We start from the raw sequence: 23,385 nt of genomic DNA on the forward strand, positions 1-23,385 counted from the left end.
CGATTTTATTCGACGATCTTGGCAACCACGCCGGCACCAACGGTACGGCCACCTTCACGAATCGCGAAGCGCAGACCTTCTTCCATGGCGATCGGAGCGATCAGGGTAACAACCATCTTGATGTTGTCACCCGGCATTACCATCTCAACGCCTTCCGGCAGCTCGCAGTTACCAGTTACATCCGTAGTACGGAAGTAGAACTGCGGACGGTAGCCCTTGAAGAATGGGGTATGACGACCACCTTCTTCCTTGGACAGCACATACACTTCGCACTCAAACTTAGTGTGCGGCTTGATAGTGCCCGGCTTGGCCAAAACCTGGCCACGCTCAACGTCTTCACGCTTGGTGCCACGCAGCAGAGCGCCAACGTTCTCACCAGCACGACCTTCGTCAAGCAGCTTACGGAACATTTCAACGCCGGTACAGGTAGTCTTGGTCGTAGCACGAATGCCCACGATTTCAACTTCCTCACCCACTTTAACGATACCGCGCTCAACACGACCAGTCACAACAGTACCGCGACCAGAGATGGAGAATACATCTTCGATTGGCATCAGGAACGGCTGATCAATGGCACGAACCGGCTCAGGAATGTAAGCATCCAGAGTTTCTACCAGTTTACGTACAGCCGATACACCGATTTCGTTATCGTCTTTGCCTTCCAGCGCCATCAGCGCGGAGCCAACAACGATCGGAGTGTCATCGCCCGGGAAGTCATAGGTGTTCAGCAGATCGCGAACTTCCATTTCTACCAGCTCGAGCAGCTCGGCATCATCAACCATGTCGGCCTTGTTCAGGAACACGACAATGTAAGGAACGCCTACCTGTCGGGACAGCAGAATGTGCTCACGCGTCTGCGGCATGGGGCCGTCAGCAGCGGAACATACCAGGATAGCGCCGTCCATCTGCGCAGCACCGGTAATCATGTTCTTCACGTAGTCAGCGTGACCCGGGCAGTCAACGTGAGCATAGTGACGAACAGGCGAATCGTATTCAACATGGGAGGTGTTGATGGTGATACCGCGAGCCTTTTCTTCCGGTGCGTTATCGATCTGATCGAAGTTACGCGCGGAGCCGCCCCACGTTTCTGCGCAAACCTTGGTCAGCGCAGCGGTCAGCGTTGTCTTACCATGGTCGACGTGGCCGATGGTGCCGACGTTGACGTGCGGTTTGTTACGTTCAAATTTTTCTTTAGCCATCGACACTCTCTCCCATCAAGAATTGAGCAAGTAACGCCGCCATAAAATAAAGGCAGATATTCACATATCTGCCCTTAATAATGGAGCTCATGAGCGGATTTGAACCGCTGACCTCACCCTTACCAAGGGTGTGCTCTACCAACTGAGCTACATGAGCAATCAACAACAAACTGGAGCGGGTAGCGGGAATCGAACCCGCATCATCAGCTTGGAAGGCTGAGGTTCTACCACTGAACTATACCCGCATAGCCTGCAGCTCTTGCAATTTGGTGGAGGGAGAAGGATTCGAACCTTCGAAGTCGTAGACGTCAGATTTACAGTCTGATCCCTTTGGCCGCTCGGGAATCCCTCCAAAGGAGGCGGCATTTTCTTTTCTTGCCGCCGTCGTGTCAAGGATTTTCTTTAAAAACCTCAACTTACGTTGCCTGGGCTGCCGCTAAGCGGCCTTACATCACCAGAGCGGGCGCATTTTATGCATTTAGTCGCAGACATGCAATTACTAAAACGCATAATTTGTAAAAATCTCTTTATAAAACAAAAGGCCGCCGAGGCGACCTTTTGTTTTATAGCTATACGTACTTAAAGCTGTGGGCCTGCCGCCTTAATGGCTTCAGAGACGCCACTGAACTTCTTAAAGTTTTCGACAAATTTGGTTGCCAGCGCCCTGGCAGCCTCATCATAAGCATTCGGATCCGACCATGTGTTGCGCGGATTTAACAACACGGTATCAACACCTGAAACAGCCTTAGGAACGTCCAGATTAATAATTGGTAAATGCTCAGTCTCGACATTTACCAGCGCGCCACTTTGAATAGCCGCAATGACTGCCCGAGTCGTAGGAATGCTGAAGCGCTTCCCTACCCCATAGCCGCCGCCCGTCCATCCTGTGTTTACAAGATATACCTTAGACCCAAAGCCATTGATCCGCTTGATCAGCAGCTCTGCGTATTCAGCGGCTGGACGAGGAAAGAATGGTGCCCCGAAGCAAGTTGAGAACGTAGATTTGATTCCCGGGCCAGACCCCATTTCAGTAGAACCTACCAAGGCAGTGTAACCGGACAAGAAGTGATACGCCGCCTGCTCATTATTGAGAATAGATACTGGCGGAAGGACACCGGTTAGATCACAGGTCAGGAAAATGACCGCATTCGGCTCACCACCCCGATTTAACTCAGCACGCTTGTCGATCAGCTCACGGGGATAAGCAGCACGACTGTTCTGTGTGAGACTGTCATCCGCGTAGTCAGGATTACGCGTCTGTGGGTCGAGCACCACGTTCTCCAGAACAGCACCAAACTGGATAGCCTTCCAGATCACCGGCTCATTCTTCTCGGACAGGTCGATGCATTTGGCATAGCACCCACCTTCAATATTGAAGACAGTACCTACACCCCACCCATGCTCGTCATCACCAATCAGGTAACGACTCTCATCTGCAGACAAGGTAGTTTTACCTGTCCCGGACAAGCCGAAGAACAACGTGACGTCGCCGTCTTCTCCCATATTCGCCGCGCAATGCATCGGCAGAACATCACGTTCGGGCAGAAGGAAGTTCTGCACAGAGAACATAGCCTTCTTCATCTCGCCCGCGTAACGCATACCTGCAATCAGCACTTTCTTGGCTGCAAAGTTGATAATTACGGTGCCATCAGAATTGGTACCATCACGCTCAGGCTCACAGACGAACCAGGGGGCATTCAGAATTTCCCATTCAGGACGGGACTGTGGGTTGTAGCTTTCTGGATTAATGAAGAGGCAACGGCCGAAAAGGTTATGCCACGCCGTCTCGGTGGTCATTTTTACTGCCAGGTAGTGTTCAGGATCAGAGCCTACATGAACATGCGAAATAAAATGATCACGCTCACCCAGATAGCTGGAGACTCGCTCCCATAGCGCATCAAATTTTTCCGCCGGGAATGGACGGTTAATAGCACCCCAATCAATCGCATCACGAGTCGAAACTTCTTCAACAATGTAGCGATCGGCTGGCGAACGTCCCGTGCGATGTCCTGTCTTGACTACAAGAGAGCCATTGGCGGCTAACTCACCCTCGCCGCGCCGAAGCGCCTCTTCGACCAGCTGCGCGGCGCTAATATCGGTATAAACGTTGGCTTGCATCGTGTAGTTCCCCGTCGGCACTCGGCCGGTCCTTTTTTAATTTGTAGCTGAAACCGATCTTGGCTACATAAAAACCGAAGTCGCGATTATGCCAGAAAGCCTATTCCTGATTGCAATGCTTAGTGACGGGTTTCTTGCGGTGTTTGGCTACCACCGCCGGCAAAAATCTGAGCGACATCAGCGGCGTCGAACAGATAACGCTCATTACAGAACTGGCAATCGATTTCGATCTGCCCGCCCTGCTCATGCAATAGCAATTCGACATCCGCCTGGCCCAGAGAGACAAGCGCATTTGCGGATCGTTCCCTTGAGCAGCTGCAATTAAAATGGACGAGTTGCGGATCAAACAGGCGAACAGCTTCTTCGTGATACAGGCGATGCAGCACAGTTTCATTAGGCAAGCTCAACAGCTCCTCAGCCGTTAGAGTATCAGCCAGGGTTGTCAGATGCTGCCAGCTCGCTTCACGCACCTCTTTATCTTTGTGCTTATCGGCTGGTAACTGCTGCAACAACAGCCCGCGGGCACGACGGCCATCGGCATTGAGCCAGAAGCGTGTAGGAAGCTGTTCAGAGGTTGCAAAGTAGCCAGACAGGCATTCTGCCAAGGTCTGACCTTCTAATGGGACGATCCCCTGATAACGCTGACCGTTGGTCGGATCGACCGTAATCGCTAACACACCCTCAGGCATCAAATCCTGCAAAGTAGCGTTGGCAGGAATAGCTTCCGCATCGTACCGGGCAATTCCTCTTACCTCCCGAGAGCTTGAGCACTCAACGATCAGCAACGGCACAGCGCCGCTGGAGCGCGCCTGGAGAACCAACAGACCGTCAAATTTCAGTGTCCCACATAACAGAGCAGCCGCCGCCAGCATCTCACCCAGCAACTGGGCGACAGGTTCCGGGTAGGTATGTTTAGCAAGGACCTCGATGTAGCTGCGCTCCAGCAAGGCCAGCTCACCTCTTACATCGGTTTCATCGAAGAGGAAGCGTTGAGTGTAATCGAATGGAGTCATAACAGAGATGTGCCTGAAAAGGGAAATGACAAACACGTGGCCGAGACGAATACGGTCACGCTTCCTACTTAGTTGCCTAGGTTTACTTCATTTTATGAACAATGCCTTACTCTTCCAAGCCAAAGGGTCGAGTAGACATTTCTTGATCTTCAAGTAAGGCCTTAAGTCAGCCTTCAGCTTTGAGCCGTAAAATCTGGCTCTTAGCCATGACTCGTATAAAACTGGCGCTCGTTACCGCTGCCGATCACGTTGTGAGACTTCAGCCAGGCTCATCAACATATTTTGTCCGACCTGTAGAACAAGGCCATCTCAGTCCATAGAGCGCTGATCGGCATCGCCCCAAAACCGGTGAATCTGGCGACGTTGTTTTTTGGAAGGCCGCCCCTCCGTTGTCATGCCTAAGGCTCCTGCTTTGCGTAATGAGGCAGCACGCTCTCTTCGCTCAAGACTTTCTTCGGTCTCCCGATACAGTAACTGCGCCTCGGGTGCACCACGGCGTTGCTGTGATAAGGCCGTAATCACGACGGTCTTTTCATCGAAACCCTGACGAATCGTCAGCTCTTCGCCGACCTTGGGTTCCTTGCTGGGCTTGCACCGCTCCCCTCGACACTGGACCTTGCCACCTTCAATAGCCGCCTTGGCTAGTGCTCGGGTTTTAAAAAAGCGTGCAGCCCATAACCATTTATCCAACCGGATTTTTTCGTCATTTGCCTGTTGCGCTAACGTCATTAATTAAAGCTCTCCAGGATGCGTTTTTGCATTAACCATTAACTGATTGCTCATGCACCGAGCGTTTATTTTTACGCCCGCCTTTGGTACCACTATGACTACATTTTTCCCTAAAGAGTTGACTCAGCCGACACGCTGCCAGGGTTGCCAACAGAGCGAGCCGTTGAACTTCGACTTTTCATTTGCTTTCCAGCCTATCGTAGACGTAGAAAGTCGTCGTATCTTCGCTCACGAAGCCTTAATACGCGGCCCGGAAGGTCAAGGTGCACTCAGCGTACTCGAGCGGGTAAACGACCAGAACCGCTACCGTTTCGATCAGCGCTGCCGCACGCAGGCGATTGCCAACGCCAGCGCTTTGGGAATGCAGGAAAAGTTATCAATCAACTTTTTGCCAAACGCTGTCTATCGTCCAGAACTGTGCATTCGAAGTACATTAGAAGCCGCACAGGCCCATAACTTTCCTCTCGAACGTCTTATTTTTGAAACCGTCGAGAGTGAACATATGAGTAACAACAAGCATCTCACGCATATCTTGCGCGAGTACCGGCAGTTCGGTTTCATGACAGCCATTGACGACTTCGGAGCAGGCCACTCGGGCTTAAATCTACTAGCTGATTTTCAGCCGGACCTGATCAAGCTAGACATGGCTCTGATTCGCAATATCGATCGTGACGCTGTACGCCAAGCGATTGTTCGTGGCATCGTCTCCATCTGTACAGAGCTGAATGTGCGTATCATCGCCGAAGGTATAGAAACCTCTGCAGAGCGCGATTGTCTACGCGACCACGGCATTATGTTGATGCAAGGTTATTTCTTTGCCAAACCGGCGTTCAATACGCTGGCACTCATCGATACCCAGACATGGGGGCATTAAGCCTCATTTCAAGGATAGCGCTTGAAGACACTCGACGATCTGGCCGTCATCGGCTTGCGGGAATGGGTCGCCTTGCCTGAATTAGGCGTGATCGGTCTCAGGGCCAAGATCGACACAGGCGCCAGTACATCAGCACTTCACGCTACAGAAGTTACCCCCTTTGAACGAAACGGTGAGCGCTGGGTGCGCTTCACTGTTCATCTCGGCACGTTGGTACAGTCACGGCATCGGCATTGCGAGGCGCCGCTGGTTGCTAGGAAAACCATTCGCAGCTCCAACGGCCATGCGCAAACCCGCTATGTCATCCGGACACATCTGGCCCTAGGCGAACGTTCTTGGCCCGTGGAATTCACTCTGGCCTGCCGTAAAAGTATGCGCTATCGCCTGTTATTAGGATCGAAAGCATTGATCGAAGGTGGCTTGATCGTGAATCCGGCCGTCAGTTATGCCCAAGACAAACCAACCCTATCCCTTTCCCCCGCTCCGGGTGCCGCATGAAAATCGCTGTGCTTTCGCGTAATCCTCGCTTGTACTCCACTCGTCGCCTAGTGGAGGCTGGTGAGCAACGTGGCCATGAAATGGTCGTAATCGACACGTTGCGCGCGTATATGAACATTGCCAGTCATAAACCCCAGATTCATTATCGTGGAAAGCCGCTCGAAGGGTTCGATGCGGTCATTCCTCGGATTGGCGCTTCCGTTACGTTTTATGGCTGCGCCGTGCTGCGTCAGTTCGAAATGATGGGTGTCTTTCCGCTCAACGAGTCCGTTGCGATCAGCCGGGCACGTGACAAGCTGCGCTCATTGCAGCTTATGTCCCGCAAAGGCGTGGGCCTTCCAGTAACCGGTTTTGCTCACTCACCGGATGATGTACCGGACCTGATTCGCATGGTAGGCGGGGCTCCCCTGGTCATCAAACTCCTCGAGGGTACGCAAGGCATCGGTGTCGTGCTGTGTGAGACGGAAAAAGCGGCCGAGTCCGTTTTAGAAGCCTTTATGGGCCTCAAGCAAAACATCATGGTGCAGGAGTACATTCGCGAGGCCGGCGGCGCTGACATTCGATGCTTTGTCGTGGGCGACAAGGTCATCGCTGCCATGAAGCGTCAGGCCAAACCAGGAGAGTTCCGCTCCAACCTGCACCGGGGCGGCACGGCCAGTCTGGTCAAAATCACGCCCGAAGAGCGCATGGCAGCTATTCGCGCGGCCAAGGTACTGGGCCTGAACGTGGCCGGTGTGGATATTCTGCGCTCCAACCATGGCCCGCTCGTTATGGAGGTCAACTCATCGCCGGGCCTAGAGGGTATTGAGGAGACAACCAAACAGGATATTGCCGGCATCATCATTCAGTATTTAGAGAAAAATAGCGGCCCCAATTTAACCCGAACCAAGGGCAAGGGCTAATGAGCGATACCGCATCCTGTCAGACCTTTGCGGGCCGAGTCGCCTTGATTGCCCCTGCGGCGGCTATTGCTGTAGAGGCGCTTGAGGCAACGTATGCGCGCCTGACGGCATTGGGAATTAACTACCTGCCGGGCGCCTATGTGCAGGCTCGGCATCGCTACCTGGCCGGAACGCTTGAGGAGCGTCTGACTGATTTGTATACCGCCTACGAAAACCCCGAAACCACTGCAGTCTGGTGTCTGCGGGGCGGGTATGGCTGCGCCCATCTGCTTCCGCATATCGATTGGCAGCGCTTGCGTCGCGTGACGCCAAAGCCCCTGATTGGGTTTTCAGATATTTCCGTTCTGCTCAGCGACTTTCATCGTCATGGATTGACCGGTATCCATGGGCCGGTGGCTACTGCCTGGGCGCGAAGTTATGACGAAGCAGAGCAGCAGGAAATACATGAGGCGTCTCTGTTTAGCCTGCTCGATCTACTGAAAGAGCAGTTGCATACCTTGCCGACCCGCCAGCTTAGCGGCCCGAAAGATGCCATTCGAGGGCCATTGATCGGCGGTAACCTGACAGCCCTGGCCAGTGTAGCCGGGACTGCCCACGGGCTTTATGTGCCGCCACGGTCGATTTTGATCCTGGAAGACGTAGGCGAGCCATATTATCGAATCGAGCGTAGCCTTTGGCAGCTGTTACACAGCATCGATAGGCATCAACTAGGTGCAGTGTGTCTGGGCACTTTTACCGACTGCCCACGCAAAGGAGTCGCCCATAGCATTGAGGAGATTGTGGCGGAATGGCTCGCGCCCTGGGATATCCCCTTGTATGCCGGCCTTCCCAGCGGCCATGGCCCCGCTAATAGGGCCTGGCCTTATGGACGGGATGCGACGATCAGCGCTACAGAGCTCCGGTGGGCTTGAACTCAGCTGGCAGTACGTGGCAACAAAAGGCCCAAGGGGAGGAGCACACGAGCCTCCACCCCACCGCCCTCTCGATTACGTAGCTCCACGCTGCCGCCGTGCTGCGCTGCAATCCGCTTGACGATAGCCAGACCCAGCCCCGTCCCTGAACCGGTACGTGCACGATTACCACGTATGAACGGGTTGAAGATCTCTTCCATGTCTTGCGGATCAATACCTGGCCCGCGGTCCAGTACGCTCAGGACCACATACGGGGCTGTAGCATCCCCTCCCACATAGGCTGCTACTTCAACAGCGCTGCCCCCGTGCTTTAGCGCGTTTTCCAATAGGTTGATCAGCAACCGCTTGATCGATACTCGTCTCAGAACAACAGGCGGCACGCTGGTCTGATACAGACGCACCCGCTCTTCGGTCTGGTTGTAGGGGGAAACGGCTTCCTGGATCAGCTGATTGAGGTCCGTTTCTTCTAAAGGCTCATCTCGCCCATCGCGAATGAAGGCTAGAAACTGATCGAGAATAACGTTCATGTCCTCGATATCGCGAATCATGTCTTCGGTCATTTCATCCGCGTTGGGCAAGAGCTCTACGGAGAGGCGCAGCCGGGTCAGCGGGGTACGTAAGTCATGAGAGACGCCAGCCAGCATCAGCTCACGCTCCCGTCCGGCCTGCTCCACATCATGGGCCATCTGATTGAAAGCGTGATAAACCTCCATGATTTCACTCGGCGCGCTCTGCTCAGGCAGCCGCACACTGTGGCCTTTACCTAACTCCCGTGCAGCATGCACCAGTCGTTTCAAGGGACGGTTGAGCTGACCGACGAAAACCCAGGCCACCGCTGTGGAAAACAGGCCGATTCCGAGGAACCATCCCAACACGCTCCAGATTCGCTGGCCGCGCAGTGGATGGGCATAGAGAGGAATCTTGATCCAGTCTGGCCCTAATGACGGGGCCAGTACCCAGAGCGCCGGCCCTTGCTGTACGCGAACCCGGACCTGAGTATCAGGCCCTAGCTCCTCCTGCATTTGTCTGTCGAATATTTGACTGTAAGGCCAATGATACTCACCAGCCGGTACAGTCTCAGGCGACTCATAATGCAAGCCTGCAGCCTGGGCAATGGCAGGGCGATCCGATTCGTCTGCAGCCCAGTACGCACGCAGGGTAAGCGCTGCGCCATGACTGTACTGACGATCAACCAGAACATCCTCATTCAGGAGCAGGTAGATCAGCGTCAGGGCCTTGGAAAATAAAACCGCAATGAGCACCAGCCATAGCGAGCGGGCGAAAAAACTTTGCGGAAACCACGCGGGGGTTTTCATGAGCCCTGCCCGTTCGTCACGAAACAAAGAAATACGAGGCGGTAATGCTCTGCTAGCACAGGCAAACCTTGCTCCTTTGGCTGTTCATCCCGGACATAGCTGTTGAGCCTGTAGCATCCGGGCTTCGCCTATCAAGACAGGCGTGGGCAAGGGCCACTGCTTCTGCGGTGACCCTTATGCTCTGTTACTGGTAGTCAGGATTTTGCACCGTCCGGCACAAAGACATAGCCTACTCCCCAAACGGTCTGGATATAACGCGGCTTGGAAGCATCCGGCTCGATCATTCGCCGCAGGCGAGAAATCTGGACATCAATCGAGCGCTCCAGCGCATCCCATTCACGGCCACGGGCCAGGTTCATCAGCTTGTCACGGGTTAGAGGCTCGCGGGCATGCTGGACTAACGCCTTGAGGACAGCGAACTCACCGGTGGTCAACATATGCACTTCATCGCCGCGTTTGAGTTCGCGGGTGGCCAGCGACAGCTCGTAATCCCCAAAGGTGACGACCTCGTCCTCGCTTCCTGGTGCCCCCGGCACGACAGGCGCTTGTCGACGTAGCACTGCCTTGATTCGAGCCAGCAGCTCACGCGGATTGAAAGGCTTAGCCAGATAGTCGTCGGCGCCCTGCTCAAGCCCCTGAATACGGCTACCCTCATCACCCTTGGCAGTCAGCATGATGATGGGAATCTGGTTATTCTGCTCACGTAGACGGGCACAGGCCGAAAGGCCATCTTCTCCTGGCATCATCAGATCCAGCACGACGAGATGAAACAGCTCGCGCGCCATCAAACGATCCATCTGCTCGGTGCTTTCTACCGTACGTACACGATAGCCTTGCTCGTCCAGAAAGCGCTCGAGCAGGCGGCGCAACCGGGCATCGTCATCGACGACCAGAATCTTTTCACCTTCCGAGACGGGCGTGGTACTCATGTGAACTCCTTGAAAGACGGCATTAGATTATGGCGTAAGCCCTATTATTAACAGGACAAACCATTGTTAGCAGATTTTTCCCCATAACAGGGGTTCCCGAGCGGATCCAAGAAAAAGCTTGATCACGTATACGCCAAATTGGCGCAGCGCCCAGGTTACTGGTGGTTATAATGCCTGGATTTCAAGCCTGCCGGTCAGGCCCGCTCCTCTGTTTTCAGGTGGTTCCATGGACAGTATCAACTCCCGTATCGCCGAGGAACTCGGCGTCCGCCCTCAACAGGTCGCTGCCGCAGTGGCATTGCTCGACGAGGGCTCGACCGTTCCTTTCATCGCTCGTTACCGAAAGGAAGTTACCGGCAGCCTCGACGATACCCAGCTGCGTCATCTCGATGAGCGTCTGCGCTACTTGCGTGAGCTGGAAGAACGCCGGACGGCTATCCTGTCCAGCATTGAGGAACAAGGCAAACTCACACCTGAGCTAGCGCGTGACATCAAGCTGGCTGAGACTAAGACCCGCCTTGAAGACCTTTATCTGCCTTACAAGCAAAAGCGCCGCACGAAGGGCCAGATTGCCCTAGAGGCAGGCCTTGGCCCACTGGCCGAGGCATTACTGGCCGATCCCACCCTGACGCCCGAGACCGAAGCGGCGCGCTACGTGGATGCCGACAAGGGTGTCGCAGATGTCAAAGCCGCCTTGGAAGGCGCCAAATACATCTTGATGGAACGCTTTGCCGAAGATGCCAACCTATTGGAAAAGCTGCGCGGTTTCCTTAAGCAGGAAGCAACCCTGTCGGCTCGACTGGTAACCGGAAAAGAGCAGGAAGGTGCCAAGTTCAGCGATTACTTCGAGCATGACGAGCCGTTCAAGAACGTACCGTCGCATCGCGCCTTGGCAATTTTCCGTGGCCGTAACGAGGGCATTCTCAGCGCCTCGCTCAAAGTAGGCGACGAAGCGCCTGGCACACTTCATCCATGCGAAGTGATGGTCGCCGAGCATTTTGAAGTTAAGAACCAGAGTCGCGCGGCGGACAAATGGCTCGCCGAAGTTGTACGCTGGACCTGGAAGGTCAAGCTGTATACCTCGCTGGAAACCGACCTATTGGGCGAGTTGCGCGAAAAGGCCGAAGACGAGGCCATCAGCGTGTTCGCGCGCAACCTGCATGACCTACTACTGGCGGCACCGGCCGGGCCGCGCGCCACACTGGGTCTCGACCCTGGCCTACGCACCGGCGTTAAAGTCGCCGTGGTGGACGCGACCGGCAAGTTGCTGGCCACCGACACCGTTTACCCCCATGCACCAAAGAATCAGTGGGACCAGACCCTCGACACCCTGGCCAAGCTCTGCGCCAAGCATGCCGTTGACCTGATCGCCATTGGTAATGGTACGGCCAGTCGCGAGACAGACAAACTGGCCGGTGAGCTGATCAAGAAATACCCTGGCCTAAAGATGACCAAGATCATGGTCAGCGAGGCCGGCGCATCGGTTTATTCTGCGTCGGAGTTGGCTGCGAAAGAGTTCCCGGACCTGGACGTATCCCTGCGCGGTGCAGTGTCTATTGCCCGTCGGTTGCAGGATCCGCTGGCCGAACTGGTGAAGATCGAGCCTAAGTCCATTGGTGTAGGGCAGTACCAGCATGACGTTTCCCAGCTCAAACTGGCGCGCAGCCTGGATGCCGTGGTCGAGGACTGTGTGAACGCCGTTGGCGTGGATGTAAACACCGCTTCCGCGGCCCTACTGGCCCGGATTTCCGGCCTTAACGCAACCCTGGCACAAAACATCGTGGCCCACCGGGACCTGAACGGCGCGTTCAAGTCCCGGACCGAGCTTAAGAAGGTCAGCCGCCTGGGCGAGAAGACATTTGAGCAGGCCGCTGGCTTCCTACGGGTAATGAATGGCAGCAACCCTCTGGATGCCTCGGCCGTTCACCCAGAAGCTTACCCAGTAGTGGAGCGTATTGCGGCCGATACGGGTCGCGATATTCGCTCCCTTGTTGGGGACTCTAGCTTTATCAAGCGGCTGGACCCGAAGAAGTTCACTGACGAAACCTTCGGTCTACCCACCGTAACGGACATCCTGAGCGAGCTGGACAAGCCCGGCCGCGATCCGCGTCCTGAGTTTAAAACAGCAGAGTTCCAAGAAGGCGTCGAGTCGCTCAAGGATCTCAAGCCCGGCATGGTGCTTGAGGGTGTGGTAACCAACGTGACTAATTTCGGCGCATTCGTTGATGTAGGCGTACACCAAGACGGGCTTGTACATATCAGCGCTCTGTCGGAGAAATTCGTCAAAGATCCGTATGAAGTGGTGAAGGCCGGCGATATCGTCAAGGTGAAGGTCATGGAAGTAGATATTCCGCGCAACCGCGTCGGTTTGTCGATGCGCATGAGTGATACACCTGGAGAAAAGGTCGAGGGTACACGCGGCCAATCTCGCGGCGGACAGGCGCGCACCAAACCGTCTCGCGAATCCCATACCAATAATAAGCCTGCGGCTACCGGAGCCATGGCGGCACTGTTTGCCAATGCGAAACAATTGAGGAAATAACCGATGAACCAATCTACGGCGGGCAAAGACAGCGCGTTCAGCCAACTGCTAGGCATGCGTATCCACAAGGCGGAGAACGGTGAGTCCGAAGTGCACATGAGCATGCAGGACAAGCTGCTTAATCTGCATGGCAAGATGCATGGGGGCGCTGTGTTTTCCTTGATTGACACGGCCCTTGGCCAGGCGAGCCACAGCCTGTTCGACGGCAAGGCTGGCAGTGTTACTCTGGAGTGCAAAGTCAACTACATCCGCGGTGTGAGCGAAGGCGATATCGTCTGTCGCGCCAAGGTTATCCACCCTGGCCGCAAGACCCATGTCATCGAAGCAGAGGTCTACCAGGGCGACAAACTGGTGGCCAAGGCCCAGGCTACCTTCGCCTGCCTGTAAGCGAGCGAGCCCGGCACAACCATTCTGTACCGGGCTCTCCTGGCATCGCTACAGTACAGCGTCTTCGCATTCGACTCGTCCGGTGCAACCGCACGGGTCGGTCGAAGTCTATTCGTCAGGCTTGTACACCGGCTGACTCACCCCCATAGTGGGGCCACTGTCGAGTGAAGGAAAACATCTTGAGCGATATCTTGACCCGCCGCCTGGCCCTGCTCGGCGAATCGGCCTACCTGCCCCTACTGACTCAATGCCTGCATGGTATCGAGCGCGAAACGCTGCGCGTCGATTCGCAGGGCAATCTGGCCCAGACGCCCCACCCTGCTGCCCTTGGCTCAGCATTGACGCATCCGCAGATCACGACGGACTACTCCGAAGCGCTGCTGGAATTTATTACACCCACGGCGCAGGATCCCGCGCAGGTCATCGACGCGCTGGACACGATTCATCGCTTCGCGGTACGTCAGCTGGGAGAAGAACTCTTGTGGAGCCCTTCGATGCCATGCGTGTTACCTGAGGAAGAGCAGATTCCCATCGCGGAATATGGTCACTCCAATATTGGCCGGCTCAAGCATATTTACCGACGCGGCCTGGCTGTACGCTACGGCCGGACGATGCAATGCATTGCTGGTATTCATTACAACTTCTCGCTTCCAGAAGCCCTCTGGCCAATGCTGAAGGCCGCAGAAAACGATACGCGCAGCGACCGTGACTATCAGTCGGCCCGCTACATCGCCCTGACGCGTAATTTCCGGCGTTACAGCTGGATTCTGATGTACCTGTTCGGCGCGTCCCCTGCACTGGATGTCGGCTTCATGCGTGGCCGCCCGCATCAGCTGGAGACCTTTGACGCTGACACCCTGTACTTGCCCTATGCAACCAGCCTGCGCATGAGTGACCTAGGTTATCAGAGCGCCGCCCAGGCCAGCCTGACGCCCTGTTATAACGACCTGAAAAGTTATACGGAAAGCCTACGCCTAGCCGTGGGTACGCCATACGCGCCTTATGCCGAAATCGGCACACACCGCGATGGGGAATGGGTCCAGCTCAATACCAACATCCTGCAGATCGAAAACGAATACTACTCATCGATCCGACCGAAGCGGGTAACCCGCACAGGCGAGCGCCCAGTACAGGCTCTGATTGCCCGGGGCGTTCAGTATGTTGAGGTCCGCTGTTTGGATATCAACCCGTTTCTGCCGATGGGCATAGATCTGGCTGAGTCTCGCTTCCTCGATGCGTTCCTGCTGTTCTGTGCAATGGAAGAAAGCCCACCGTTGAACAATGAATGCCGCGAGTGCACCCACAACTTTACAAAGGTTGTTCGAGAAGGCCGCAAGCCGGGCCTACACCTGCAGCATCATGGCGCACCGGTTGCCTTAATGGACTGGGCTGACACCCTGCTGGGTTGCATTGATCGCTGCGCCAAGCTGTTGGACGCTGCCAACGGCGGGGATGCCTACAGCCGTGCCGTGGACGAGCAGCGCATGAAGTTCATCGACCCTTCGCTCACGCCTTCAGCTCAGGTACTGGCCGAGATGAGGACGCATGCAGAAAGCTTTGCTGACTTTGCGCTGCGCCAGAGTAAAGCCCATGCTGAGTATTTCCGACAGCAGCCACTGGCCCCAGAAAAGCGCGAACAGTTCGAGCGCATGGCGCAGCAGTCTCTAACTGAGCAGCATGAGCTGGAAGCCAGCGATGAGGGCGATTTCGATGCCTTTGTTGCCAGTTACCAAGCCAGTATTCTGGGCACATTAAGCGTCTAGAATAAGTTCTGGCTGGCGACATGCCAGCCAGAATGTCTGCTTGTTACAGCGCTTTCTCGAAAATCTTCGAATTGCGCTGGTAGTTGTAAAGCGAAGCTCGTGCGCTAGGCAGCCGATCAACACTGCTGGGCTCGAAACCACGCTCCCGAAACCAGTGAGCTGTGCGTGTCGTCAGTACAAATAGCGTTTTAAGACCCTGGGCGCGGGCGCGCTGTTCTATACGCTCCAGTAACTGATCGCCTCGACCACCATGCCGATAGTCCGGATTAACCGCCAGACAGGCCAGCTCCCCGGCATTCGAGTCGGCAATTGGATACAGCGCGGCACAGGCAATGATCAGTCCCTCACGTTCGACAATGCTGAACTTGTCGATCTCACGCTCCAGTACTTCCCGCGAGCGGCGTACAAGGATGCCCTGCTCTTCCAGAGGCTGAATCAGATCGATCAGTCCTCCCACATCCCCGATATCTGCCTCCCGCAGCGACTCGAACTGCTCTTGAGCAACCAGGGTGCCTCCACCGCTGCGCGTGAACAGTTCATTGAGCAGCGCGCCGTCCTCGACATAACTGACAATATGGCTACGGCGTACGCCACCTCGGCAGGCTTGAGCAGCGGCATCAAGCAGCTCCGCCTGATAATTACCACTGCCGAGACGCTCCAGATGGGGTGGAACCTGCTGCGGGCGCAGTTCGCGAATCAAACGGCCCTGCTCGTCCAATAATCCCTGCTCGGCCCCATAGAGCACCAGCTTGTCTGCTGATAAATCGATGGCGGCCCGGGTAGCTACGTCTTCACAGGCGATGTTGAAGATTTCTCCAGTGGGGGAGTACCCCAACGGGGATAAAAGCACGATGGTGCGCTCGTCCAGCAGCCGGTTAATACCCTTGCGGTCGATTCGACGTACTTCACCGGTGTGATGGAAGTCGACGCCATCATGCACACCATAAGGCCGTGCAGTAACCAGATTGCCGCCAGCAACCCGCAAGCGAGCGCCCTGCATCGGCGAAGCCGCCATGTCCATGGACAAGCGTGCCTCAATAGCGATCCGCAGGCTACCTACCGCGTCGATTACGCATTCCAGCGTAGGCGTATCAGTGATTCTCAGGTCCCGGTGATAACGTGGCGCGATTCCGCGTGCCGCCAGCCGCGCCTCGATCTGCGGACGCGAGCCATGAACCAGGACCAGACGTACACCCAGACTATGGAGCAGCACGAGGTCGTGGACGATATTGCCAAAATTCGGATGTTCTACGCCGTCACCCGGCAACATGACCACAAAGGTACGGTCGCGATGGGCATTGATGTAGGGAGACGCGTGGCGGAGCCAATTGACATAGTCATGCATGGAGCGAAGGGCCTTGGACAGCAAAGAGATAGTAGGGGTGAACGGTGACGGGAACGTTCATCGTCGTCGCAGCGGCACGGTCACTCCTTGGCTCCCGAAGGGGACAGGCAATAATGGTCGATTAACTGGCGCAGCACCTGCACCATGGGTTCGATGCGTGATAAGTCCAGGTGTTCATCCGGCTGGTGAGCGCAGGCGATGTCGCCTGGTCCCAGGACCAGCGTTTCACAACCGAGCTGCTGAAAATAAGGTGCTTCCGTGCCAAAGGCTACCGCCTCGGCGCGATGACCCGTCAGTTTTTCCGCGAGGTAAACCAACTCGCTGGTGGCAGGCTCTTCAAACGGCGGCACTTCTGGAAACAAGGGATGATAATCGATCTGGACGGCATGCCGTTCGGCAAGCGGCTGCAAGCGTGCCTGGATAGCCTGCCGCAGCTCGTCTGGGCGCATGCCTGGAAGCGGCCGTATATCGAACTCTAGAGCACATTGGCCACAGATCCGGTTGGGGTTATCGCCCCCATGAATACAGCCCAGGTTAAGGGTGGGCTGAGGAACATTGAAGAAGGGGTTGTTGTAGTCACGCTGCCATTGCTGGCGTAGCCCCATCAATTCCCCCATTACGTCATGCATCGCCTCTAGAGCGCTATGTCCCAACCGAGGGTCGGAGGAATGGCCGCTCTGCCCCAGAATTTCAATGCGCTCCATCATTACGCCCTTGTGCAGGCGGATGGGCTTCAGGCTAGTGGGCTCGCCAATGACCACGGCACGCGCCAGAGGTCGCCCCGCTTCAGCAATGGCCCGGGCGCCCGACATCGAGCACTCTTCGTCACACGTCGCAAGGATAATGAGAGGCTGGCGGAACGGTTGGTCCAGCAGTGGCCGCACCGCCTCGATGGCCAGAGCGAAAAAGCCTTTCATATCGCAGCTACCCAACCCGTACCAGCGATTTCCTTCTTCGCGCAGCGCCAGGGGATTGCTACTCCAGAGGGCTTCATCATAAGGCACCGTGTCGGTATGCCCGGCCAGCACCAAGCCGCCCGGCCCGGTGCCGTAGGTTGCGATGAGGTTGTATTTGCCTGGAGTGACTTCCTGTGTCTCGCAGCGAAACCCCAGATCACCCAACCACGAGGCCAGGATGTCGATAACCCCCCGGTTGGATTGATCCAGACTAGGCTGGGTACAACTGACGGAGGACTCGGTGAGCAGCGCAGAAAATTGCTGTTTGAGCGTAGGCAACATCATCGAAGTCCTCCAACAGTTCTACAAGCCGATTAGCCGAAAATACCTCTCAGAATGGAGAAGAACACGATCGACAAGATTGCGCCAGCCGGCAAGGTAATGATCCAAGACATAAAAATGGAACCCACTACGCTCAGGTTCAGCGCACCGATACCTCGTGCGATGCCGATACCCAGGACAGCGCCCACCAGCGTATGCGTGGTAGAGACCGGCAGGCCAATAGCTGAGGCTCCAACTACAGTGCTGGCTGTGGCCAGCTCGGCAGCGAAACCACGGCTTGGTGTCAGCTCTGTAATTTCCTTGCCAATGGTGGCAATTACCTTGTAGCCATATGTAGCCAAGCCGATGACGATACCGACTGCGCCCAGCAGGAGGACCCAGGCCGGCACCGGCGATTTCGCCAGGATTTCCAGATTACCGTTTGCGTTAATGACATTCACGACTGCTGCCAATGGGCCGACCGCATTCGCCACATCGTTAGCACCATGAGCGAAGGCCATGGAACACGCAGTAAAGATCATCAGGACGGCAAAGACCTTTTCTACGCTGGAAAAATGAAAAGTCTTGTCGGCTTCCTCGTCGATCTTGATACGGGTCAGGATGGCTATTCCCACCAGCATGACCAATATCCCCACCCCGACCGAAAGCAGCACACTTTCGCCAGAACTCAGACTGATACCAACATGCTTGAGACCTTTGGTAAACGTCATTACGGATATCATGAACCCGGTCAGGAACATATACAGCGGCACGAACCGCTTGGCATTACGGAACGGCTCATCAGTATCGATAATCAGCTTTTGCACGCTCATAAACAGCAGGAAAGCAACAATTCCTGATAGGAGAGGCGATACCACCCAACTGGCCACGATAGGCCCGATAGCCGCCCACTTCACCGCGTCCATCGACACCCCTACCGAAGCAAAGCCGATAATGGCGCCAATGATGGAATGGGTCGTAGACACGGGCCATCCCTTCAGAGTGGCGATCATCAACCACGTTCCAGCGGCCAGCAGGGCCGATAACATGCCAAACACCATAAGGTCCGGTGTAATCACCGAGGCATCTACGATTCCGCCCTTGATAGTGTCGGTAACCTGCCCGCCAGCAAAATAGGCGCCACAGAACTCGAATACCATGGCGATGAAAATGGCCTGCTTAATGGTCAGGGCACGGGAACCCACTGAGGTTCCCATGGCATTAGCCACGTCGTTGGCGCCCACACCCCAGGCCATAAAAAAGCCGAAGAGACAGGCCATAACCAGCAGCACGAAGCCGTAATCCGCAATCAAAGACATAAACGGTAAAATCCAGTGAATCTAAAAGAGCCGGCTTAACGTGCCAGCAGTTGTTCAAGCCGATTACCCACGCGCTGGGCCCGGTCGGCAACATCGCCGATCCAGTCGATGATCTGGTAAAGAAAGATGACATCCACAGGAGGCATGTCCTTTTCCAGAGTAAACAGAGTGCGACGCACCTCGATCTGCAGACGGTCCGAATCCCGCTCCAGGTCGTAAAGCTCTTCCACCATAAGTTCGACTCGGGTCGCCTCTCGCCCGCTGAAGCCTGTCTCAAGCAGAGAATCCAGCTCGTTCATGGCCTTCAGGGCTTGAGCGCTGGCATCTACGCTGCGCTGCACATAGGTCATGATAACCGGACGCAGGCTCTCCGGAATGGCCATCTGCCGCCCTAGAGTCAGCCCCGCAATGTCCTTGGCGCGGTTGGCGATTTTGTCCTGTACACTGAGTAGTTCCAGCAGATCCGAACGGGGAACTGGCAGGAACAGGCTCTTAGGTAGATGCTGACGAACACTTTTCTTGAGTGTGTCAGCCTCTCGCTCCAGACGCACCATGTTCTGTTGCACCTGTTCTACCGTGGGCCATTCCTGGTTGATGACCGCCTGGAAGAAAGGAAGCAGTTGCGCTGCGCACTCGTGCGCCTTGGCCATATGTTGTTGCATCGGTCCGATCGGCGAGCGCCCGAATAGACTGACAAACGGATTGGTTGGCATTGTTAAATCCCCGTTGAAATGAGCGGCAAGCAGGAAAAGGTCCGCTCGTGTTTGTGATCGGGCATCAATATTTCACCATAATAGGCGCTGTCATGGCTAAAGAGACTGAAATCAAGCTGCGCGCCAGCCGCGAAACCCTCGCCGCGCTGCGTGCACATCCCCTGTTGAACACACACAGCAAGGAAGGCTGGGAGCGTAGCGAACTGCTCAACCAGTATTACGACACCGATACGCGTGAGTTAGCTCATGCACGCGTGGCCTTGCGGGTACGCCGAGACGGCGACCGCTATATTCAGACGCTTAAGAGTCGCGGCCAGAGCATGGCCGGGCTGTCCGAGCGTAACGAATGGGAATGGCCGCTGGAAACAGCAGAGCTGGATACGTCCCTCCTTGGGCCAGAATGCTGGCCAGAAGCGCTGGCCCATCTCGATAAGCGTCAGCTCAAACCGATTTTCACTACTGACTTCACGCGTGAGCGTACGCTGATTGCCTGGGAGCATGGCAATACGCGTACGGCACTCGAAGCCGCCCTTGATCTAGGCCAGGTAGTTGCCGGAGAATATCACGAAGATATTTGTGAGCTTGAGCTCGAATTGCGTGAAGGCGAGCCGGCTACCCTGCTTGAACTGGCCGAACAGCTGGCCGCTGACCTACCCTTGATGCCATGCGATATCAGCAAGGCCGAGCGTGGTTACCGGCTGCATGATTCTGCCAGCTATACGCTTTATCTCACCGCCCCCACGGTAACACCTTCCACAGCGCTGGATACGGCCTTCTCAACCCTGGCCTGGCATCTGCTGGGCAGCAGTCAGCGGCTGGCCGAGCAGTATCGTTGGAATGGTCATTGGCGTCTGCTGGTAGACTGGGTCCATCATTTGGTAGACCTGCGCGCTTTGCTCGGCAGTCTGGGGCAAGCTGTTCCGCGATCCAGCAGCCGCGAGCTGCGGCAGGCCCTTGATACCTTGCTACTCGATTGGAAGCCTTTGGCGACGATTGGGCAAGAAGACGAAGAGGCCCGCCAGCAAGCCCCGGCCCGCTTTGCCGCTGAACTGGAAAAGCCACGATGGGGACATTTCTCACTCCTTGCCGCGCGCTGGCTGCACGAACGCACGTGGACTACCTCGCGCAACGCACGCGGCAATACGTTGGGTGAGCGCTCGGTTGGTAAATGGCTGCTGCGTACCTTGGCGGAAGAAGCCGCTGAAATCCCGCTTCAGCGTGCCTTGAACCAGCCCAGCCTGTTGGCTGACCAGCTGCCCCGTATCGAGCGGATGCTTGTCTGGTTGCGCCTGGCCCGCCCAGCCATCGAGCTGCCAGAAATCGACCGCCTGTACGGCGAAATGGCCAAGTTGCCCAGCCTCATTGCACACGACGCGGATGAAGCCTTAGGTGCCCAGGCGCATACACTGATCACACTAGCATCCTGGAAAGCCCTTCTTCGCGGATAAACGATCCGCCGATCAACAACTGGCCCTCTTCATGCTGGCAGAGGGCCAGGCTTTCCGCTACGCCGTACTGTTTATAAAATGATCAAGTCATACCCATCGAAGGTCCTTCCGCCCTCCTAATACGTATCGTCGGGCGTACCGAACTTCCGACCGGTTTTTAGGCTCAGCTGTTATGAGTGGCCAAGCCCAAGCGCCTCTGATCCATCGAAACCGCTATCCTGTCTTCATACCCGCATAACCGGGCGCTCTGAGGTCCTTTACGGCCAGAGCAGCAGTATCTGACGAGGAGACTTGCATGTCCGCCATTGCCTCACCCGCCGCTGACCGTTGGCTTGAACTGTCCGAAGTTCTGCGTGAACTGGTTGCTCAAGGACGTATTGATCAGCAAGCCGCCGAGCAGTGCCTGATGATTCGTCGCGGCTCGCAGCAGAATCAGCAGCTACATCCGCTGGAATTCCTCGCGTCGCAAAATGTGGAAGACCTACAACGTCCTGGCAAGAAGCTGGACCTGGAAACGCTTACCCACTGGCTCGCTGATTATTCCGGCCAGCCCTATTATCGAATCGATCCGCTGAAGATCGACGTCGCAGCGATCACTCCCCTGATGTCCTATGCGTTTGCCCAACGCAACAAGATTCTGGCTGTGGCCGTCGCGGCAGACGAAGTAACGATCGCCAGCGCCCAGCCCTTTGTTAACAGCTGGGAAAGCAACCTGACCCATGTGCTTAAACGCCCGATCAAGCGCGTCGTAGCCAATCCAACGGATATTACGCGGTATACCCAGGAATTCTTCCGGCTCGCCAAATCAGTAAGCGGTGCAACATCGGTCGATCAAAAAACGACCAACGTCGGTAACTTCGAGCAGTTGGTCAACCTGGGAGCCATGGATCAGGAGCCCGATGCAAACGATGCCCACATCGTTAATATCGTCGACTGGCTGTTTCAGTACGCCTTTCAGCAGCGAGCCAGCGATATTCATGTCGAGCCGCGTCGCGATCAGGGCACAGTCCGCTTCCGCATCGACGGCGTGCTGCACAGCGTTTACCAGTTTCCTTCCCAAGTTACCCTGGCAGTAATCAGCCGAATCAAGAACCTGGGGCGGATGAATGTGGCCGAGAAGCGCAAGCCTCAGGATGGCCGGGTAAAAACGCGCATGCCGGGCGACAAGGAAGTGGAGCTGCGTTTGTCCACTATGCCGACGGCCTTTGGTGAAAAGCTTGTCATGCGGATTTTCGACCCGGACGTGCTTCTCAAGAGCTTTGATCAGCTGGGCTTCTCAAGTGACGACCTGCGCCGCTGGACCAGCATGACCAGCCAGCCCAACGGTATCATTCTGGTCACCGGCCCGACCGGGTCAGGTAAAACGACAACGCTCTATACCACCCTCAAGCAGCTGGCTACGCCGGAGGTGAACGTCTGCACCATTGAAGACCCGATCGAAATGGTTGAGGACTCGTTCAACCAGATGCAGGTGCAGCACAACATCGACGTGAACTTCGCCAGCGGTGTACGCGCCCTGATGCGTCAGGATCCGGACATTATTATGATTGGTGAGATCCGTGACCTGGAAACGGCCGAGATGGCGATCCAGGCGGCCCTGACCGGTCACTTGGTGCTGTCGACCTTACACACCAACGATGCACCTAGCTCTATCAGCCGCCTGATTGAACTGGGCGTGCCGTATTATCTGATCCGCGCGACCATATTGGGTGTAATGGCCCAGCGCTTGGTACGTACCTTGTGCCCGCATTGCAAGGCTCCGGTAGAGATGAACCCACAGGACTGGCAAGAGCTGACACGCCCCTGGAATGCACCGTTGCCGACAGGCGCCATGCAACCGGTGGGCTGCCCAGAGTGCCGCGATACAGGTTACCGGGGGCGAGCAGGGGTTTATGAAATTATGATGTTATCGGACGCTACACGTAATCTAATCAATGCCGATACAGATATTTCAGCGTTACGGCGTCAAGCATTCAAAGAAGGTATGCGCAGCCTGCGCCTTTCGGGCGCACAGAAGATTGCGGCTGGCTTGACTACTATGGAGGAAGTGTTGCGCGTGACGCCGCAAAGCGAGCGATAGGAGAATGGATATCCTTTCGTCCATTCATATCGCCGTGCGACATTTTGCCGCAGAATAAGCAATTTCCTGCTGTTGTAGATGG

19 protein-coding genes and 3 tRNA genes are annotated in these 23,385 nt (G+C 55.8%); 9 read left to right on the top strand and 13 right to left on the bottom strand.

The genetic code is table 11. The annotated features are described in order from the left end of the window. Positions 1-5 precede the first annotated feature (5 nt). From tuf to IQ22_RS02480, 7 genes are all read right to left on the bottom strand, one after another. Positions 6-1,199, bottom strand: coding sequence for an elongation factor Tu (gene tuf / locus IQ22_RS02450; protein WP_145137604.1), 1,194 nt, complete (start codon positions 1,197-1,199; stop codon positions 6-8). 81 nt (positions 1,200-1,280) lie between these two features. Then, positions 1,281-1,356, bottom strand: a tRNA-Thr gene (locus IQ22_RS02455). 14 nt (positions 1,357-1,370) lie between these two features. Further along, positions 1,371-1,444: transfer RNA gene (locus IQ22_RS02460), tRNA-Gly, on the bottom strand. 22 nt (positions 1,445-1,466) lie between these two features. Continuing rightward, positions 1,467-1,551, bottom strand: a tRNA-Tyr gene (locus IQ22_RS02465). 227 nt (positions 1,552-1,778) lie between these two features. After that, a complete protein-coding gene (locus IQ22_RS02470) occupies positions 1,779-3,317 on the bottom strand; it encodes a phosphoenolpyruvate carboxykinase (protein ID WP_145137607.1) in 1,539 nt (512 codons plus the stop codon). A gap of 119 nt (positions 3,318-3,436) precedes the next feature. Next, complete coding sequence (hslO, locus tag IQ22_RS02475; protein ID WP_145137610.1) at positions 3,437-4,330, bottom strand: Hsp33 family molecular chaperone HslO; 894 nt, start codon at positions 4,328-4,330, stop codon at positions 3,437-3,439. Positions 4,331-4,639: 309 nt separating this feature from the next. Then, entirely contained in the window at positions 4,640-5,059 is a 420-nt protein-coding gene (locus tag IQ22_RS02480; RefSeq protein ID WP_145137613.1) for an RNA-binding S4 domain-containing protein, read from the bottom strand. Positions 5,060-5,153: 94 nt separating this feature from the next. On the opposite strand from IQ22_RS02480, the gene rimA reads away from it, so the two are divergent. The 4 genes from rimA to IQ22_RS02500 are packed head-to-tail and all read left to right on the top strand — an operon-like array spanning position 5,154 to position 8,244. Continuing rightward, complete coding sequence (gene rimA, locus IQ22_RS02485) at positions 5,154-5,933, top strand: S6 modification regulatory phosphodiesterase RimA (RefSeq protein ID WP_145137616.1); 780 nt, start codon at positions 5,154-5,156, stop codon at positions 5,931-5,933. Between the two features lie 21 nt (positions 5,934-5,954). Next, positions 5,955-6,431 (top strand): retropepsin-like aspartic endopeptidase RimB, encoded by a 477-nt coding sequence (gene rimB, locus IQ22_RS02490; RefSeq protein ID WP_145137618.1) that lies wholly within the window; start codon positions 5,955-5,957, stop codon positions 6,429-6,431. After that, positions 6,428-7,333, top strand: coding sequence for a 30S ribosomal protein S6--L-glutamate ligase (gene rimK / locus IQ22_RS02495; RefSeq protein ID WP_145137621.1), 906 nt, complete (start codon positions 6,428-6,430; stop codon positions 7,331-7,333). The genes rimB and rimK overlap by 4 nt, the downstream gene beginning before the upstream one ends. Beyond that, complete coding sequence (locus tag IQ22_RS02500) at positions 7,333-8,244, top strand: S66 peptidase family protein (protein ID WP_145137625.1); 912 nt, start codon at positions 7,333-7,335, stop codon at positions 8,242-8,244. The genes rimK and IQ22_RS02500 overlap by 1 nt, the downstream gene beginning before the upstream one ends. A gap of 2 nt (positions 8,245-8,246) precedes the next feature. On the opposite strand, the gene IQ22_RS02505 is transcribed toward IQ22_RS02500, so the two are convergent. Both IQ22_RS02505 and ompR read right to left on the bottom strand, forming a co-directional pair. Further along, on the bottom strand, positions 8,247-9,560 hold the full coding sequence (locus tag IQ22_RS02505; RefSeq protein ID WP_145137628.1) for an ATP-binding protein: 1,314 nt from the start codon (positions 9,558-9,560) through the stop codon (positions 8,247-8,249). Between the two features lie 194 nt (positions 9,561-9,754). Then, positions 9,755-10,489, bottom strand: a complete 735-nt coding sequence (gene ompR / locus IQ22_RS02510) for an osmolarity response regulator transcription factor OmpR (protein ID WP_145137631.1) — start codon at positions 10,487-10,489, stop codon at positions 9,755-9,757. A gap of 226 nt (positions 10,490-10,715) precedes the next feature. On the opposite strand from ompR, the gene IQ22_RS02515 reads away from it, so the two are divergent. The 3 genes from IQ22_RS02515 to gshA all read left to right on the top strand — a co-directional run bounded on the left by IQ22_RS02515 (position 10,716) and on the right by gshA (position 15,181). Then, positions 10,716-13,031 carry a Tex family protein gene (locus IQ22_RS02515; protein ID WP_145137634.1) on the top strand — a complete coding sequence of 772 codons (2,316 nt, stop codon included), beginning with the start codon at positions 10,716-10,718 and terminating at the stop codon, positions 13,029-13,031. 3 nt (positions 13,032-13,034) lie between these two features. Then, positions 13,035-13,418 (top strand): PaaI family thioesterase, encoded by a 384-nt coding sequence (locus tag IQ22_RS02520; protein WP_145137637.1) that lies wholly within the window; start codon positions 13,035-13,037, stop codon positions 13,416-13,418. 164 nt (positions 13,419-13,582) lie between these two features. Next, positions 13,583-15,181 carry a glutamate--cysteine ligase gene (gene gshA / locus IQ22_RS02525; protein ID WP_208733592.1) on the top strand — a complete coding sequence of 533 codons (1,599 nt, stop codon included), beginning with the start codon at positions 13,583-13,585 and terminating at the stop codon, positions 15,179-15,181. A gap of 43 nt (positions 15,182-15,224) precedes the next feature. On the opposite strand, the gene argA is transcribed toward gshA, so the two are convergent. The 4 genes from argA to IQ22_RS02545 form a co-directional block, all read right to left on the bottom strand. Further along, complete coding sequence (gene argA, locus IQ22_RS02530; RefSeq protein WP_145137642.1) at positions 15,225-16,526, bottom strand: amino-acid N-acetyltransferase; 1,302 nt, start codon at positions 16,524-16,526, stop codon at positions 15,225-15,227. Between the two features lie 80 nt (positions 16,527-16,606). Then, the gene (gene argE, locus IQ22_RS02535; protein WP_145137645.1) at positions 16,607-17,767 is read right to left on the bottom strand and encodes an acetylornithine deacetylase; all 1,161 of its coding nucleotides are present in this window, start codon (positions 17,765-17,767) and stop codon (positions 16,607-16,609) included. A 29-nt stretch (positions 17,768-17,796) separates the two neighbouring features. After that, positions 17,797-19,062 (bottom strand): inorganic phosphate transporter, encoded by a 1,266-nt coding sequence (locus IQ22_RS02540; RefSeq protein WP_145137648.1) that lies wholly within the window; start codon positions 19,060-19,062, stop codon positions 17,797-17,799. A 35-nt stretch (positions 19,063-19,097) separates the two neighbouring features. Beyond that, positions 19,098-19,775, bottom strand: coding sequence for a TIGR00153 family protein (locus IQ22_RS02545; protein ID WP_145137651.1), 678 nt, complete (start codon positions 19,773-19,775; stop codon positions 19,098-19,100). 92 nt (positions 19,776-19,867) lie between these two features. On the opposite strand from IQ22_RS02545, the gene IQ22_RS02550 reads away from it, so the two are divergent. Both IQ22_RS02550 and tfpB read left to right on the top strand, forming a co-directional pair. Next, the gene (locus tag IQ22_RS02550; RefSeq protein WP_145137653.1) at positions 19,868-21,223 is read left to right on the top strand and encodes a CYTH domain-containing protein; all 1,356 of its coding nucleotides are present in this window, start codon (positions 19,868-19,870) and stop codon (positions 21,221-21,223) included. 295 nt (positions 21,224-21,518) lie between these two features. Next, positions 21,519-23,303, top strand: a complete 1,785-nt coding sequence (gene tfpB / locus IQ22_RS02555; RefSeq protein ID WP_145137656.1) for a type IV pilus assembly ATPase TfpB — start codon at positions 21,519-21,521, stop codon at positions 23,301-23,303. Positions 23,304-23,385: the final 82 nt, after the last annotated feature.

The organism is Pseudomonas duriflava (assembly GCF_007830155.1).
Classification (GTDB): Bacteria; Pseudomonadota; Gammaproteobacteria; order Pseudomonadales; family Pseudomonadaceae; genus Chryseomonas; species Chryseomonas duriflava.

Excerpts from the sequence above, each read along its gene's own strand:
- tuf (WP_145137604.1), bottom strand. The coding sequence starts at position 1,199 with ATGGCTAAAGAAAAATTTGAACGTAACAAACCGCACGTCAACGTCGGC.
- IQ22_RS02470 (WP_145137607.1), bottom strand. The coding sequence starts at position 3,317 with ATGCAAGCCAACGTTTATACCGATATTAGCGCCGCGCAGCTGGTCGAA.
- hslO (WP_145137610.1), bottom strand. The coding sequence starts at position 4,330 with ATGACTCCATTCGATTACACTCAACGCTTCCTCTTCGATGAAACCGAT.
- IQ22_RS02480 (WP_145137613.1), bottom strand. The coding sequence starts at position 5,059 with ATGACGTTAGCGCAACAGGCAAATGACGAAAAAATCCGGTTGGATAAA.
- rimA (WP_145137616.1), top strand. The coding sequence starts at position 5,154 with ATGACTACATTTTTCCCTAAAGAGTTGACTCAGCCGACACGCTGCCAG.
- rimK (WP_145137621.1), top strand. The coding sequence starts at position 6,428 with ATGAAAATCGCTGTGCTTTCGCGTAATCCTCGCTTGTACTCCACTCGT.
- IQ22_RS02500 (WP_145137625.1), top strand. The coding sequence starts at position 7,333 with ATGAGCGATACCGCATCCTGTCAGACCTTTGCGGGCCGAGTCGCCTTG.
- IQ22_RS02505 (WP_145137628.1), bottom strand. The coding sequence starts at position 9,560 with ATGAAAACCCCCGCGTGGTTTCCGCAAAGTTTTTTCGCCCGCTCGCTA.
- ompR (WP_145137631.1), bottom strand. The coding sequence starts at position 10,489 with ATGAGTACCACGCCCGTCTCGGAAGGTGAAAAGATTCTGGTCGTCGAT.
- IQ22_RS02515 (WP_145137634.1), top strand. The coding sequence starts at position 10,716 with ATGGACAGTATCAACTCCCGTATCGCCGAGGAACTCGGCGTCCGCCCT.
- IQ22_RS02520 (WP_145137637.1), top strand. The coding sequence starts at position 13,035 with ATGAACCAATCTACGGCGGGCAAAGACAGCGCGTTCAGCCAACTGCTA.
- argA (WP_145137642.1), bottom strand. The coding sequence starts at position 16,526 with ATGCATGACTATGTCAATTGGCTCCGCCACGCGTCTCCCTACATCAAT.
- argE (WP_145137645.1), bottom strand. The coding sequence starts at position 17,767 with ATGATGTTGCCTACGCTCAAACAGCAATTTTCTGCGCTGCTCACCGAG.
- IQ22_RS02540 (WP_145137648.1), bottom strand. The coding sequence starts at position 19,062 with ATGTCTTTGATTGCGGATTACGGCTTCGTGCTGCTGGTTATGGCCTGT.
- IQ22_RS02545 (WP_145137651.1), bottom strand. The coding sequence starts at position 19,775 with ATGCCAACCAATCCGTTTGTCAGTCTATTCGGGCGCTCGCCGATCGGA.
- IQ22_RS02550 (WP_145137653.1), top strand. The coding sequence starts at position 19,868 with ATGGCTAAAGAGACTGAAATCAAGCTGCGCGCCAGCCGCGAAACCCTC.
- tfpB (WP_145137656.1), top strand. The coding sequence starts at position 21,519 with ATGTCCGCCATTGCCTCACCCGCCGCTGACCGTTGGCTTGAACTGTCC.